Origin of the sequence: Pseudomonas serboccidentalis (genome assembly GCF_028830055.1) — a bacterium.
Taxonomy (GTDB): domain Bacteria; phylum Pseudomonadota; class Gammaproteobacteria; order Pseudomonadales; family Pseudomonadaceae; genus Aquipseudomonas; species Aquipseudomonas serboccidentalis.
The window spans coordinates 1692893-1705792 of the sequence record NZ_CP101655.1 but is presented as its reverse complement, the minus strand read 5'-3'; the positions used below and the strand labels follow the sequence as shown (position 1 = coordinate 1705792).

Here is a 12900-nt window from a genome sequence, read left to right as displayed (position 1 = left end):
CCTATCGCCTATAGATAATCCGTTTTCACATACAAAACAGCGACCGACCCAAAGAAGGAATAGAACGGCTCCATCTTGTAATGGTCAACGGCCAGGACCACAAAGTCTTTGTAAACGTCGAGAAATATCCTTCCCATCAGCGCGTATTCGGCGGCTTGTGACAGGAAGTTATTCCAGATCAATTCGTCGCTTTGCCCCGTAAACCATTTGGAATACAGCGGACGTCTGGCTTCGAATATTTCATTCATTTGCTCAAGGTTCAGACCGGTCTGACCATAATCGCCTGCGCGTAGCCGCTCCAGGATGTCTGCATGCTGGTCGTGCCAGCCCTGTTCATTGCCGCACAGTTCGAAGAAAGAACCGACGGCTGCGGGCGCCGTCAACTGATCGCCAATAGTCCGCAACTGCCGATTGACCTTATCGAGAAACGCCTCACGCGCACTGGATGAGCCAGCATTCTTGTTGAACGATATATATTCGAATTCACCACCGAATAACCGGTGCTCCACCGTCACGCCTACCGCTGCCGAAAAGGCAGTCAAGGCCTCATCGGCATTGATCAGTTTGGTGCCCGCCAAGCCTGGCTGATCACCCACCTGCGTAAACGTGTATCGGGGTTTGCCTTCAGCCGTCAGGTCGTACGAATAATCCGGGCATACCGCACTGACAACAGTCAACGGCTGGCTGGTCGCTTTACAGCGATGGATCTGCGCAACCGCCCCTTCAACCGCTGGCCGTGTCGGCGTGATTAACCCACCGTCGGACACCAACCGGGACAGCGCAGCCCCATATAAAGCCATGTGCTCCACCGTCGCATATTTGAGTTCAAGCGCAGATTTCGCCACGTGATTATCCGATAACAGCAAAGAGGCGATAGAAGGAATGCGCCCTTTGGATTTGAACACATGAATATTGGTCACGACCCGCGCCCTGCTATTACGCAACTCGAAATCAAACTCGGAATATTTATCCTTGAGCATCATATAAAACAGATAATTACTGACCGGGAGCGTTTTATTGCCAAATGACCTGCGCAATGCAACATACCGATTGCGTAAATCCTCAATCCTCTCGATCAGCGACTCCGGATCTTTTGGCACATTCAACGCATCATGCGGGATGCCCGAATTGATGCACTTGAGCAGGTCGCGACTTAATCTCGAATCAATATCAAGAAACATATCCTTCACCCACGCTTTACAACGGACTCGGTCAATTGAGGAACAGACTCACTCATACTCGCAGGTGCTTCGTGGACGTCCTTGAACAGCAAAATATCGATAAACCGGTTTTCCTTGTTATCGGAAAATCCTTGAGGATGGAGATTTTCCTTGGGATTTTCAAAAGTCCCGAACATCATGTCCCAGATTGGAAAGTCACTGTAGTTGCACTCATGGCGATCACGCTGGTGATGAACGTGATGCATCTCCGGTCTTTGGAAAAAGTACCCCAGCCAATGCGGTGTCCGAAGGTTGGAGTGATAGAACATTTCACCCAACGCAGCAAACATCACATAGAACGCACCGGCTTCCACGCTGATACCCAGTAACACGTAGGCCACAGCGCTGCCCAGCATCGAGTTGAATACCATTTCGGTGGGATGTTTATAAAACGAGGTAAACACTTCAATGCGTTGCGGGGCGTGATGCATTTGGTGGAACAGGCGCCAGAGGAAATTGTTCGCATGACGCCAGCGGTGCCACCAATACGTCACGAATGTATTGATGACGTAGGCAATGAAACCTGCCAGCAACGGACTGTAGCTTTCAGACAGATGAAACAGGCTATGGCCCTGCATCCATTTGTTCCACGACACACCCGCAAGTAACGCAACGGCGATCTGCACAATGTTGAGCGTCATGGATCGAAAGAACCAGGTACTGACTTTCGGCAACTTCCACCCTGGAATAATTTGCTCTAGCACAAGCACCGCCAACGCAACACCTATCAGATAAACAATCATGGCTAACCCCTCATTATTTGTATGACGATCGCTCGGCTCACGCTTTAATAAACTGACAAGGCATTGATCGTTTTGTCGTTAATTTCGACCCAGAAGGCCAGCACTGGTTTGCCGTCGATCAGTTGCGCAGAAGATACGCGATGAACATCCACCCCCATCCGCCGGAGTAAGCGTTCGTTACCCAGCGCGGAAAAGGCGATCAGACGTTTAACGTTATTTCTATTGGCGAGCGCGACAATCTGCTTCATCAGCCGGCATGTATCCAGCCAATGACCCGAACTTGAGTTTTCGGACTCAAAGGCAAAACGAGAAAGTTCCCAGATGTCGGGTGATTTGGGGAGTGGGATATCGCCCATCAACTCTGGAAAAATCTGCTCAAGCAAATAATCGTTCATGGTCGATAACAATCTTGCGCAACCACAGACATGCCCGTTGCCGTCCTGCGCAATTACATAGTGAGTGTCATCGCGATCAAATTCGTCATATTCAAGGCCTGGTTCGCATTGCAGAGGCCAGGCCATTTTTTCGACAAATATTTTATAGCGGAAGAGACCGAGCCCAGAGATAAGCTCAGGAGTAAGTTGCTGAGTTTTGCCATTTATTATATTTAACATTCCGCACCAGCTTCCAATCCAGTTCCTTGAATTAGAAGTCATGGGTGCAGAACAAAATAGCTGCCCAAAAGGGCAGCTTCCTGGCGTACGGCTTCAGCCAGGGCCGGATGCGACCTGACAATAACCGATGCAAACGGTGCAAGACTGCTGCGGCGAGGTAGACGATCCGCCAGTCAACCCCACCGCTGCGTTCGCGATCAGCCGGGCCGGGTATGACAGTCGCCAGTTTAGACGGGATTCACAAAAGAATATTGATGCGGGTCATGAAGGCCGACCTTACGTGCAGGACGCTCCAGCTACGACCAGTGCGCCATACGCACTCGCATAGGGGAGTCAATGAGAACGGCGAGTCTGCGGGTTGCACCTTTTCATTCGAGCAAGGAACAGACCCATTTCCTCATTGATCAAAAGGCCTGTATCAACTTGACACGGTGGGTTGCACCAATACATTCGCGGTTGCACCCTTTACCGTTAACCATTGTATTCACGCGTCAAACTCTCGGGCAAAGTTCGCTCCAGAGGTTGACCAGATAACCACAGAAGAATCAACTCTTGGGTGGTGTTCGCACCGAGATCGTAACCCCGCGATGAACGTAACATAATGTTGCAGCTAATCCCGCCCGGTGCTATAAGAACTTTCCCGGAAAAACTGGCTTTAAACCAAGCCCAACCAATGCTCAGTTTTGGTGCAAAACCGTGAGACTCCCATTCACTGTAACCGGCACACGCCACTTGCAGTCCGATCTCTTTTAGCTCGGCGGTCAAACAGGTGTCGACCCAGGCAAGCGAGGGCTGAAAAACCACACTACTCAATTCGGCATAGGACAGACGTATCAATTGATCGGGCGCTAACGACAGCATTTCAATCACCCTGATTAGTTATAAATTTTTATTATTGCCTTGATGAATTTATTGCCATAACGGCATCAACAACCCAAAGCCTGGACACCTCCCATCACACTTTACTACGCTGGTAAGTAAGATGACTGATTGGCGCGAGCACTATTTATCTCTGTTCATGAACGTTACATCCAAGGAAGGATTGCTCACGCTGCTTGATTCCGTTGTTCGCTCTTTCGAGTTTGATCAATATTCCCTTGGCATACGTTTCCCCCTACCCATTTCCAGCCCGAAATTTCACTTATCCTCGAACTATTCTCCCCAGTGGGAAGACACCTACAAGAGCAAAAACTATTTCAGTGTAGACCCCACCGTCAAGCATGGCCTGACCCAGAATCAACCCTTGTGCTGGTCGGCTGAGACTTTTGATGACAACCCACATTTCTGGGAAGACGCCAGGCACTATCAACTTTCCCATGGCTGGTGTACGCCTTCGCGCGCCAAACATGACACCATCGGCATGCTCTCGCTGGTCAGATCCACTATGCCTGTATCGCTGCTGGAGCTGAACGAAAAAGAAGCCAAGCTCACGTGGATTACGCATCTGGCACATTCCACCATGCTCAACTTCATCGCGAATGAATACATTCCGGAAGTAGGTGCGTCATTGACAGCCAGGGAGGTGGAAACATTGAAATGGTCGGCGACGGGCAAAACCTACTGCGAGACCGGACTGATATTGTCCATAGACGAACGGACCGTGAAATTTCATCTGGTCAACGCCATGCGCAAGCTTCATTCCAGCAATAAAGTGGAGGCCGCCATGAAAGCTTATGCATTGGGAATGCTTCATTGAGTTTGACCACTCGATATGAATACAGCACAGAGAAATCGTCTGCCACCGGAACTTGCCTCCAAGGCAGTTTCCGGCGGCGTACCGCGCATCAGCGCTAGACCGTGATTTCCCCGACCATATAGAGCACTGACTCACCGCTGATCAACACCCGATCGCCAGCGATCTCGCAGCGTAACTGGCCCTTGCGGGTACCTCCTTGTTGCGCGCTCAGCGTCTGTTTATCCAGAGTCTGTGCCCAGTAAGGTGCGAGTGATGTATGAGCTGAACCGGTGACAGGGTCTTCGTTTACCCCTACATTCGGACCGAACCAGCGCGAAACAAAATCAAACGAGCGACTGGCGGCAGTCACCACGACGCCCCGCTTGGGCAGCCCCTTGAGCTTGGCGAAGTCAGGGGACAGTCCCTCGACAATCGCCTCATCTGCAACCACGACAATAAAGTCGTCAGTGGCCAGAACGTCCGCCGTGGTCAAGCCAAGCGCTGGCAACAACTCGGGTGGAGGCTCGCAACGCACTGGCACTTTCGCCGGAAAATCCATCGTCAATCCAGTGCCTGAACGTCGCACTCGAAGCTCGCCGCTTCGCGTCGAAAACCGCAGCACCTGGGCATCGTCTCCAACCTTGTTAAAGATGACCCACGCCGCAGCCAATGTCGCATGGCCGCACAAGTCAACTTCGACCTGAGGCGTGAACCACCTCAACTCATAGAGATCACCCTGTTTAACGAAGAATGCCGTTTCCGAGAGGTTATTTTCAGCAGCGATCGCATATAACTTTTCGTCCGGCAACCATTCGCTCAATGGGCAAACCGCTGCGGGGTTTCCATCAAAAGGTCGAGAAGCAAACGCATCCACTTGAAAAATAGCGATCTGCACCAATACGACTCCTGCAATAAATACCGATGACGGCACCCGTTAGTACCGCCCCACTTACAACTTTAACGAATACACGAAACTAAAATTTAAACCGTTTACCTCAATGATGACACCCGCCCATTCGGGCAGGGAAACGACCATTAAAAAAAGGTTGAAACATAGCCATCAAGACACGCTTAAACATGCACTGTATAAAAAAAACCGCTATCACAGCAGACTTTTATTAACGTTATAAGCACACCGTACAGTCTAGGCAACCGATGTATTTAAACAACGTGAAAATTCAACCGTCATGCTCGTTTAACCTAATGGCCGGTGGCATCATAGGGCCTCAGCCAGGTGGCATACGATAGGGAGATAAAATGCTACAGGTATTTGGCAAAGCGTCATCGATCAATGTCCGCAAGGTACTCTGGACCTGCGCAGAGCTGCAGATTGCCATTGAACGAGAAGACTGGGGATCAGGCTTCAGGGATACGCACACCCCCGAATTCATCGCGTTGAACCCCAATGCAATGGTGCCGGTGATTAACGATCAGGGTTTCGTGCTGTGGGAGTCGAATACGATCATTCGCTACCTGGCAAATCGCGACAACGCTTTGCACCTTTACCCCTCGGCCCCCCGGCATCGGGCGCGGATCGACCAATGGATAGACTGGCAGGCTACCGACCTCAACAAGTCCTGGGGTTATGTATTCATGTCACTGGTGCGCAAAAGTGCGGCTCACCAAGACGCCGATGCTTTACAGCAAGGTTTTCATCAATGGGTAGCGCACATGACAATCCTGGAGCAACAACTCCAGAAGACCGGTGCCTACGTCAGCGGCGACGAATTTTCTCTGGCGGACATACCGATAGGGCTGTCGGTGAACCGTTGGTTCGAGACCCCCCTGGCGCACCCAGACTTGCCGGCAGTCAGTGCATACTACGATCGCTTGAACTCGCGTCCCGGCTTCCGTTTGTATGGCAGAAACGGTACCCCCTGAGCCAATAAACGCAGCGCTGGCAGAGCGGCAAACGCTTGTGCCAGCGTCAGCGGCTTGTGAACCGAATGAAACAGGCGATCATCAATGGTATCGATATTGACCATTGCGAGGATTGCCTTCCGCAGCCCCCCACCGTCAGGCACGATGATTCCATCTCGAAGACAATTCTCGAATGGAGAAAATGCCATGAGTCACTACGTCGCCCTGAATGTGCGTTTCCCGGTGTTCGGCAGTAACTACTACGACCAACACGCCGTGTCGCACAAAGCTGAGGCACTGGTGTTCAACGAAAATTTCGAAAATCTGCTGATGCCCGCCGCGACCCATCATTTCAGCAATGAAGTGGTCGGCATCAACGATCAGTTCCGTTTTCTGAGCGACATTCTCGCCACCCATTTGCTGGACATCGAGGCCGCCGTGCCTGCGCGATCCAGCGTCCGGGCGAGCGCTCACTTTTAATTCGAAGGCTAAACCAAGAGGGCGTCCCGTGGCGGGACGCCCTCTTGGCGTTCAATCAGTCATCATCCCGATCACGGTAGTAGCGACGCCCGTCGCGGCGGTCATCGCGGTCATCCCAGCGCCGGTCATGATCGTAATAGCGGCGGTGATCGCGGTCGTAATGCCGGCCATAGTGGTGGTCATCATCAAAGTCCGCCACACAGCCGCCGAGCAATACGGCGGCGGTCACGGTCAGCAGCATCGTTGTTGCGCGCTTCATTCAACACTTCCCTAAAACCAAGGTTTTGACGACGGAATCGGCCACGCTGCCCGCGCCTTCATGACGCTTTACGGACAGCCGCAGATACGACCGGGCAAAACGCCGTTGATTCAGTGGCCACTATCGACCGTTTGTCGCCCTGTCCGCACTGCCCGAGCGGCGGCGAAATGCCACCTATACTCCTTGCAACCAAGCCCCATGCAATGGATCTGCGCCCTCAATAACAACAAGCAGAGGTGGACCATGGTCTGGCAGCAAATCTACGACCCGTTCGGCAACCCGGTGATCTCCACGCTCATGGCCGCCGTACCGGTGGTGGTGATGCTCGCGGCGCTGGCGTTCTTTCACGTCAAGGCGCATCTGGCCGCCCTGCTCGCCCTCGCTTCGGCGTTACTGATCTCGATCTTCGCCTTCGGCATGCCGGCAAGCATGGCCGGTTCGGCGGCGTTGTTTGGTGCGGCCAATGGCTTGCTGCCGATCGGCTGGATCGTGCTCAACATCATCTTTCTGCATCGCCTGACCACCGAGAACGGCTCGTTCAAAGTGCTGCAGGATTCACTGGCGCGGATCACCGACGACCGCCGTTTGCAGTTGCTGCTGATCGCCTTCTGCTTCGGTGCGTTTTTTGAAGGCGCGGCCGGGTTCGGCACACCGGTGGCGGTGACCGGGGCGATTCTGATCGGCCTCGGTTTTTCGCCGTTGGCCGCGTCCGGTCTGGCGTTGATTGCCAACACCGCCCCGGTGGCATTCGGCGCGCTCGGCACACCGATCATCACCCTGGCCAAGGTCACCGGGCTGGATGAGATGGAGCTGTCGATGATGGTCGGTCGGCAGTTGCCATTTTTCTCGGTGCTGGTGCCGTTCTGGCTGATCTGGGCATTTGCCGGGTGGCGCAAGATGCTCGAAATCTGGCCGGCGATTCTGGTAGCCGGGGTCAGCTTCGCGGTGCCGCAGTTCCTCGTGTCGAACTACCACGGCCCAATGCTGGTGGACGTGATTGCCGCGCTGATTTCCATGGCCTGCCTGACCCTGTTTCTGCGGGTCTGGAAACCGGCGACGGTGTACACCTCGGCCGCCCTGGCAGGTCGCGTCGACAACTCCCGGGTCGAGGAAGAAAAAGTCACCGCCAGCGCCACGTTCAGCGATCAGGCGCGCCCGGCGGTGATGCGTGCGTGGATGCCGTGGATCATCCTCACCGTGTTCGTGTTTGCCTGGGGCACTCAGGGCTTCAAGAACATCTTTGACGTGCGCCCGGCGCTGGACCCGGTGACCCATTCCGTCAAACTCGATCCCCAAGGCAAACCACTGAACGAGGCCAACCCGATTTTTTCGCCGGCGCTGACCTTCACCACCCTGCACCTGCAAGTGCAGAAAGTCCCGCCGGTGGTGCCGGCGCCGAAAGCCGAAGAAGCGATCTACAAATTCACCTGGTTCACCGCCACCGGCAGCGGCATTCTGCTGGCGGCGATTGTCGGCGGGCTGCTGATGGGCTATTCGATCCCGCAATTGATCAAGCAGTACCTGCGCACGTTATGGGTGGTGCGGTTTTCGCTGATCACCATTGCCGCGATGCTGGCGCTGGGCTTCCTCACACGTTACTCGGGACTCGACGCGACCATGGGCCTGGCGTTTGCGGCGACGGGCATTTTCTATCCGATGTTCGGCACGTTGCTCGGCTGGCTGGGTGTCGCGTTGACGGGTTCGGATACGGCGTCAAACGTGTTGTTTGGCGGTTTGCAGCGGGTGACCTCGGAACAGCTCGGCATCAGCCCGATCCTGATGGCGGCAGCGAACAGTTCCGGCGGGGTGATGGGCAAAATGGTCGACGCGCAATCGATCGTGGTCGCCTCCACCGCGACCCGTTGGTATGGGCATGAAGGCGAGATTCTGCGCTACGTGTTCTTCCACTCGATTGTGCTGGCGATCCTGGTGGGTGGGCTGGTGACGTTGCAGGCGTATGTGGCGCCGTTTACCTCGATGGTGGTTGGCGGGCATTGAGGTCGGTCATGACGCCCTCTTCGCGAGCAGGCTCCCACAGTTGAAATGCATTTCAATTGTGGGAGCAAGTCGAATCGTCGCACCGCCCCTCCCACATTTGGCTACATGTCGCTCAGCAGACTCATGAGCCATGCGCATAACTCTATAGCGCAAATCCGCAAAAACCTTTTCCCCTCCGCGCAGGTCATTCCAAGAACGAGACCGGCAAGCATGCCGGCGCGCCCGACTGGGCCTTTCAATCCCTGCCGTCCTGATTAAGCCAGAGAGGAATCGAAGCATGACGATTTCCCGACGTAGATTCCTGATCCTCGGTGCCGTGACCGCCACGGCATTCGCGATGCCGCCTTTCATTAGCCTCAAGGCCTACGCGGCCAGTCTGGAGCAACCGGCCATGGCCAAAGTGACGATCAACGTCAACGGTAAACCCCAAACCCTTGAAGTCGACAACCGCACCACCCTGCTCGATGCCTTGCGCGAGCACCTGCACCTGACCGGCAGCAAAAAAGGCTGCGACCACGGTCAGTGCGGCGCCTGCACGGTGATCGCCGATGGGCGGCGGATCAATGCCTGCCTGACCCTGGCGGTGATGCACGACGGCAGCGAGATCACCACCATCGAAGGCCTCGGCATGCCCGACAACCTGCACCCGATGCAGGCTGCGTTCATCAAGCACGACGGCTACCAGTGCGGCTATTGCACGCCGGGGCAGATCTGCTCGGCGGTGGCGGTGCTCAAGGAAATCCGCGAGGGTATTCCCAGCCACGTCAGCCCCAGCCTGACCGACGCGCCGCAACTGATCGCCAGCGAATTCCAGGAGCGCATGAGCGGCAATATCTGCCGCTGCGGCGCCTATTCCAACATCATCGAAGCCATCACTGAAGTCGCGGAGGTGCCGGCATGAGACCGTTCAATTACAGCCGCGCCGACTCCCCCGCCGCAGCCGCAGCGCTGGCGGCGCAGGTCGAAGGCGCGAAGTTCATCGCTGGCGGCACCAACCTGCTGGACCTGATGAAACTCGACATTGAAACCCCGCTGCACCTGATTGACATCAACCACCTCGGTCTTGACCAAATCGAAGCCACGCCCGAAGGCGGATTGCGCATCGGCGCACTGGTACGCAACACCGATCTGGCCGCCGACAGCCGCGTGCGCAAGGACTACGCGCTGCTCTCCCGCGCCTTGCTCGCCGGGGCTTCCGGCCAGTTGCGCAACATGGCAAGCACCGCCGGCAACCTGCTGCAACGCACCCGTTGCCCGTATTTCTATGACGTCAATCAGGCCTGCAACAAACGCCAGCCCGGCAGTGGTTGCGCGGCGATTGGCGGGGTCAGTCGGCAACTGGGGCTGATCGGCGTCAGCGACGCCTGCATCGCCACCCACCCCAGCGACATGGCGATTGCCATGCGCGCCCTCGATGCACAGATTGAAACGGTCAAACCCGACGGCAGCACCCGCAGCATCGCCATCGCCGATTTCCATCAGCTCCCGGGCAACACGCCGAACATCGAAACCAGCCTCACGCCCGGCGAGTTCATTACCTCAGTGACCCTGCCTGCCCCGGTCGGCGGCACGCATCTTTATCACAAGGTGCGTGATCGTTCGTCATACGCCTTTGCCCTGGTGTCGGTCGGTTTGATCCTGCAAAAGGACGGCAACGGTCGCGTGGCGGTCGGTGGTATTGCGCCGAAACCATGGCGGGTCGAAGCCGCCGACGCGTTGCTGCCCCACGGCGCGAAAGCCGTGAGCGAACGCCTGCTCGACGGCGCCACGCCGACTCACGACAACCAATTCAAACTGACCCTGGTCGAGCGCACGCTCGGCTCGGTGTTGGCGCAAGCGAGGGATGAAGCATGAAATTCGACACGCCCGCCACCACCAACCCGATCGACCAGTTGAAGGTCATCGGCAAACCCACCGACCGCGTCGAAGGCCCGCTGAAAACCAGCGGCCAGGCTCCGTACGCCTACGAGCAGCATGACGCCGTGGCGAATCAGGCCTACGGCTTCATGGTCGGTTCGGCCATCGCCAAGGGTCGCATCAGCCACATCGATCTCAATGCGGCCGAAGCCGCGCCCGGCGTGCTGGCCATCGTCACCGCCGCCAATGCCGGCAAGCTCGGCAAGGGCCAATACAACTCGGCGCCGCTGCTGGCCGGGCCCGAGGTGCAGCATTATCACCAGGCCGTTGCGCTGGTGGTCGCCGAGACCTTCGAACAGGCCCGCGCCGCCGCGCAAATGGTCAAGGTCGATTACGTCGCGGCCAAAGGCCAATTCGAACTGGCCAACGTGCGCGACCAGGGTGTCGAAGACGACGAGTTGCCCGACGTCACCCACGGCGATTTCGACTCGGCCTTCGCCGCCGCGCCGGTGCAGTTCGACCAGACCTACACCACCCCCGACCAGTCCCACGCGATGATGGAGCCGCACGCGACACTGGCCGCTTGGAAAGGTGATCATCTGACCCTGTGGACCTCCAACCAGATGATCGCCTGGAGCGTCGGCGACATCGCCACCACCCTCGGTTTGCCCAAGGAAAACGTGCGCCTGATCTCGCCGTACATTGGTGGCGGCTTCGGCGGCAAACTGTTCATCCGCGCCGACGCGATCCTCGCCGCCCTCGGTGCGCGCCTGGCCAATCGCCCGGTGAAAGTCGCCCTCGCCCGCCCGCAAATGGCCAACAACACCACCCACCGCCCCGCCACCATCCAGCGCATTCGTCTGGGCGCCACCGCGGACGGCAAGCTCAGCGCCATCGCCCACGAAGGCTGGTCGGGCAACCTCAAGGACGGCAAGGTCGAAGTCGCCGCGCAACCAAGTCAGTTGCTCTACGCCGCGCAAAACCGTCGGGTGACCATGCGCCTGGCGCCGCTGGATCTGCCCGAAGGCAACTCCATGCGCGCGCCCGGTGAAGCGCCGGGGCTGATGGCACTGGAAATCGCCATGGACGAGATGGCCGAGCAGCTCAAGCTCGACCCGATCCAGTTCCGCATCCTCAACGACACCCAGGTCGATCCGGTGAAAACCGAACGTCCGTTCTCCCAGCGACGCCTGATCGAATGCCTGCAGACCGGCGCCGAGAAGTTCGGCTGGAACCAGCGCAACGCCACACCCGGCAGCCGTCGCGAAGGTCGCTGGCTGATCGGCATGGGCGTCGCCGCAGCGATCCGCAACAACCTGCTGCTCAAATCCGGCGCCCGGGTGCGGCTGGAGCGCGACGGCAAGGTCACGGTGGAGACCGACATGACCGATATCGGCACCGGCAGCTACACGATCATCGCCCAGACAGCGGCCGAGATGATGGGCGTCGGTCTTGCGGATGTCAGCGTGCATCTGGGCGACTCGACCTTCCCGGTATCGTCCGGCTCCGGCGGCCAGTTCGGCGCCAACTGCTCGACCGCGGGGGTCTATGCCGCGTGCATGAAGCTGCGCGAAACGGTGGTCAGCAAACTGGGCATGAGCGGCAGCGACATCGAGTTTGCCGACGGTCAGGTCCGCGCCGGCGGCAAGACCCTGCCGTTGCGTGATGCTGCCAAAAATGGCGTGGTCGAGGCCGAGGACAGTATCGAATTCGCCGACCTCGCCAAGCAGTATCAGCAGTCGACCTTCGGTGCGCATTTCGTCGAAGTCGCGGTGGACGCGGCGACCGGCGAAGTCCGCGTGCGGCGCATGCTCGCGGTGTGTGCGGCGGGGCGGATTCTCAACCCGAAAGCGGCGCGCAGCCAGGTGATCGGGGCGATGACCATGGGCGTCGGCGCGGCGTTGATGGAAGAGCTGGCGGTGGACAAGCGGCTGGGCTTTTTCGTCAACCATGACCTGGCCGGATATGAGGTGCCGGTGCACGCCGACATCCCGCATCAGGAGGTGATATTCCTTGACGAGACTGATCCGGTTTCGTCACCGATGAAAGCCAAAGGTGTGGGGGAACTGGGGATTTGCGGTGTGAGTGCGGCGGTGGCAAATGCGATCTACAACGCCACCGGGGCGCGGGTGCGCGAGTATCCGATTACGCTGGACAAGATTCTCTCGTCGTTACCGCCGATGATCTGACCCCC

Annotated in this window: 13 protein-coding genes; 7 read left to right on the top strand and 6 right to left on the bottom strand. The window is 57.2% G+C overall.

Annotated features, from left to right (window positions below; all coding sequences use genetic code 11):
• Positions 1–8: 8 nt before the first annotated feature.
• The 4 genes from NN484_RS07850 to NN484_RS07835 form a co-directional block, all read right to left on the bottom strand.
• Complete coding sequence (locus NN484_RS07850) at positions 9–1181, bottom strand: hypothetical protein (RefSeq protein WP_274658831.1); 1173 nt, start codon at positions 1179–1181, stop codon at positions 9–11.
• 5 nt (positions 1182–1186) lie between these two features.
• Positions 1187–1963: a sterol desaturase family protein gene (locus NN484_RS07845; protein ID WP_215502675.1), complete on the bottom strand. Its 777-nt coding sequence runs from the start codon at positions 1961–1963 to the stop codon at positions 1187–1189.
• Positions 1964–2007: 44 nt separating this feature from the next.
• Positions 2008–2577 (bottom strand): acyl-homoserine-lactone synthase, encoded by a 570-nt coding sequence (locus NN484_RS07840; RefSeq protein WP_215502720.1) that lies wholly within the window; start codon positions 2575–2577, stop codon positions 2008–2010.
• Positions 2578–3048: 471 nt separating this feature from the next.
• Positions 3049–3438 (bottom strand): DUF4902 domain-containing protein, encoded by a 390-nt coding sequence (locus NN484_RS07835; RefSeq protein WP_215502674.1) that lies wholly within the window; start codon positions 3436–3438, stop codon positions 3049–3051.
• A 121-nt stretch (positions 3439–3559) separates the two neighbouring features.
• On the opposite strand from NN484_RS07835, the gene NN484_RS07830 reads away from it, so the two are divergent.
• Positions 3560–4273 (top strand): autoinducer binding domain-containing protein, encoded by a 714-nt coding sequence (locus NN484_RS07830; RefSeq protein WP_215502673.1) that lies wholly within the window; start codon positions 3560–3562, stop codon positions 4271–4273.
• A gap of 94 nt (positions 4274–4367) precedes the next feature.
• Here the strand turns inward: NN484_RS07830 and NN484_RS07825 are convergent, their stop codons facing one another.
• Positions 4368–5147, bottom strand: coding sequence for a PhzF family phenazine biosynthesis protein (locus NN484_RS07825; RefSeq protein WP_215502672.1), 780 nt, complete (start codon positions 5145–5147; stop codon positions 4368–4370).
• A 362-nt stretch (positions 5148–5509) separates the two neighbouring features.
• Between NN484_RS07825 and NN484_RS07820 the strand changes: the two genes are divergently transcribed.
• Together NN484_RS07820 and NN484_RS07815 are read left to right on the top strand one after the other, a co-directional pair.
• Positions 5510–6133: a glutathione S-transferase family protein gene (locus NN484_RS07820; protein ID WP_274658830.1), complete on the top strand. Its 624-nt coding sequence runs from the start codon at positions 5510–5512 to the stop codon at positions 6131–6133.
• A 186-nt stretch (positions 6134–6319) separates the two neighbouring features.
• Positions 6320–6592, top strand: a complete 273-nt coding sequence (locus NN484_RS07815; RefSeq protein WP_215502670.1) for a hypothetical protein — start codon at positions 6320–6322, stop codon at positions 6590–6592.
• 55 nt (positions 6593–6647) lie between these two features.
• Here the strand turns inward: NN484_RS07815 and NN484_RS07810 are convergent, their stop codons facing one another.
• Positions 6648–6851: a hypothetical protein gene (locus NN484_RS07810; protein WP_127652567.1), complete on the bottom strand. Its 204-nt coding sequence runs from the start codon at positions 6849–6851 to the stop codon at positions 6648–6650.
• A 243-nt stretch (positions 6852–7094) separates the two neighbouring features.
• On the opposite strand from NN484_RS07810, the gene NN484_RS07805 reads away from it, so the two are divergent.
• From NN484_RS07805 to paoC, 4 genes are all read left to right on the top strand, one after another.
• The gene (locus tag NN484_RS07805; protein WP_215502668.1) at positions 7095–8849 is read left to right on the top strand and encodes an L-lactate permease; all 1755 of its coding nucleotides are present in this window, start codon (positions 7095–7097) and stop codon (positions 8847–8849) included.
• Positions 8850–9126: 277 nt separating this feature from the next.
• Positions 9127–9750, top strand: a complete 624-nt coding sequence (gene paoA, locus NN484_RS07800; protein ID WP_215502667.1) for an aldehyde dehydrogenase iron-sulfur subunit PaoA — start codon at positions 9127–9129, stop codon at positions 9748–9750.
• Positions 9747–10703, top strand: a complete 957-nt coding sequence (locus NN484_RS07795) for an FAD binding domain-containing protein (RefSeq protein WP_274658829.1) — start codon at positions 9747–9749, stop codon at positions 10701–10703. Before paoA ends, NN484_RS07795 begins: the two co-directional genes overlap by 4 nt.
• Positions 10700–12895 (top strand): aldehyde oxidoreductase molybdenum-binding subunit PaoC, encoded by a 2196-nt coding sequence (gene paoC, locus NN484_RS07790; protein ID WP_215502665.1) that lies wholly within the window; start codon positions 10700–10702, stop codon positions 12893–12895. Before NN484_RS07795 ends, paoC begins: the two co-directional genes overlap by 4 nt.
• Positions 12896–12900: the final 5 nt, after the last annotated feature.

What these genes read in the sequence shown, in the direction of transcription:
- NN484_RS07850 (WP_274658831.1), bottom strand. Translation starts at nt 1,181, where the DNA reads ATGTTTCTTGATATTGATTCGAGATTAAGTCGCGACCTGCTCAAGTGC.
- NN484_RS07845 (WP_215502675.1), bottom strand. Translation starts at nt 1,963, where the DNA reads ATGATTGTTTATCTGATAGGTGTTGCGTTGGCGGTGCTTGTGCTAGAG.
- NN484_RS07840 (WP_215502720.1), bottom strand. Translation starts at nt 2,577, where the DNA reads ATGTTAAATATAATAAATGGCAAAACTCAGCAACTTACTCCTGAGCTT.
- NN484_RS07835 (WP_215502674.1), bottom strand. Translation starts at nt 3,438, where the DNA reads ATGCTGTCGTTAGCGCCCGATCAATTGATACGTCTGTCCTATGCCGAA.
- NN484_RS07830 (WP_215502673.1), top strand. Translation starts at nt 3,560, where the DNA reads ATGACTGATTGGCGCGAGCACTATTTATCTCTGTTCATGAACGTTACA.
- NN484_RS07820 (WP_274658830.1), top strand. Translation starts at nt 5,510, where the DNA reads ATGCTACAGGTATTTGGCAAAGCGTCATCGATCAATGTCCGCAAGGTA.
- NN484_RS07815 (WP_215502670.1), top strand. Translation starts at nt 6,320, where the DNA reads ATGAGTCACTACGTCGCCCTGAATGTGCGTTTCCCGGTGTTCGGCAGT.
- NN484_RS07810 (WP_127652567.1), bottom strand. Translation starts at nt 6,851, where the DNA reads ATGAAGCGCGCAACAACGATGCTGCTGACCGTGACCGCCGCCGTATTG.
- NN484_RS07805 (WP_215502668.1), top strand. Translation starts at nt 7,095, where the DNA reads ATGGTCTGGCAGCAAATCTACGACCCGTTCGGCAACCCGGTGATCTCC.
- paoA (WP_215502667.1), top strand. Translation starts at nt 9,127, where the DNA reads ATGACGATTTCCCGACGTAGATTCCTGATCCTCGGTGCCGTGACCGCC.
- NN484_RS07795 (WP_274658829.1), top strand. Translation starts at nt 9,747, where the DNA reads ATGAGACCGTTCAATTACAGCCGCGCCGACTCCCCCGCCGCAGCCGCA.
- paoC (WP_215502665.1), top strand. Translation starts at nt 10,700, where the DNA reads ATGAAATTCGACACGCCCGCCACCACCAACCCGATCGACCAGTTGAAG.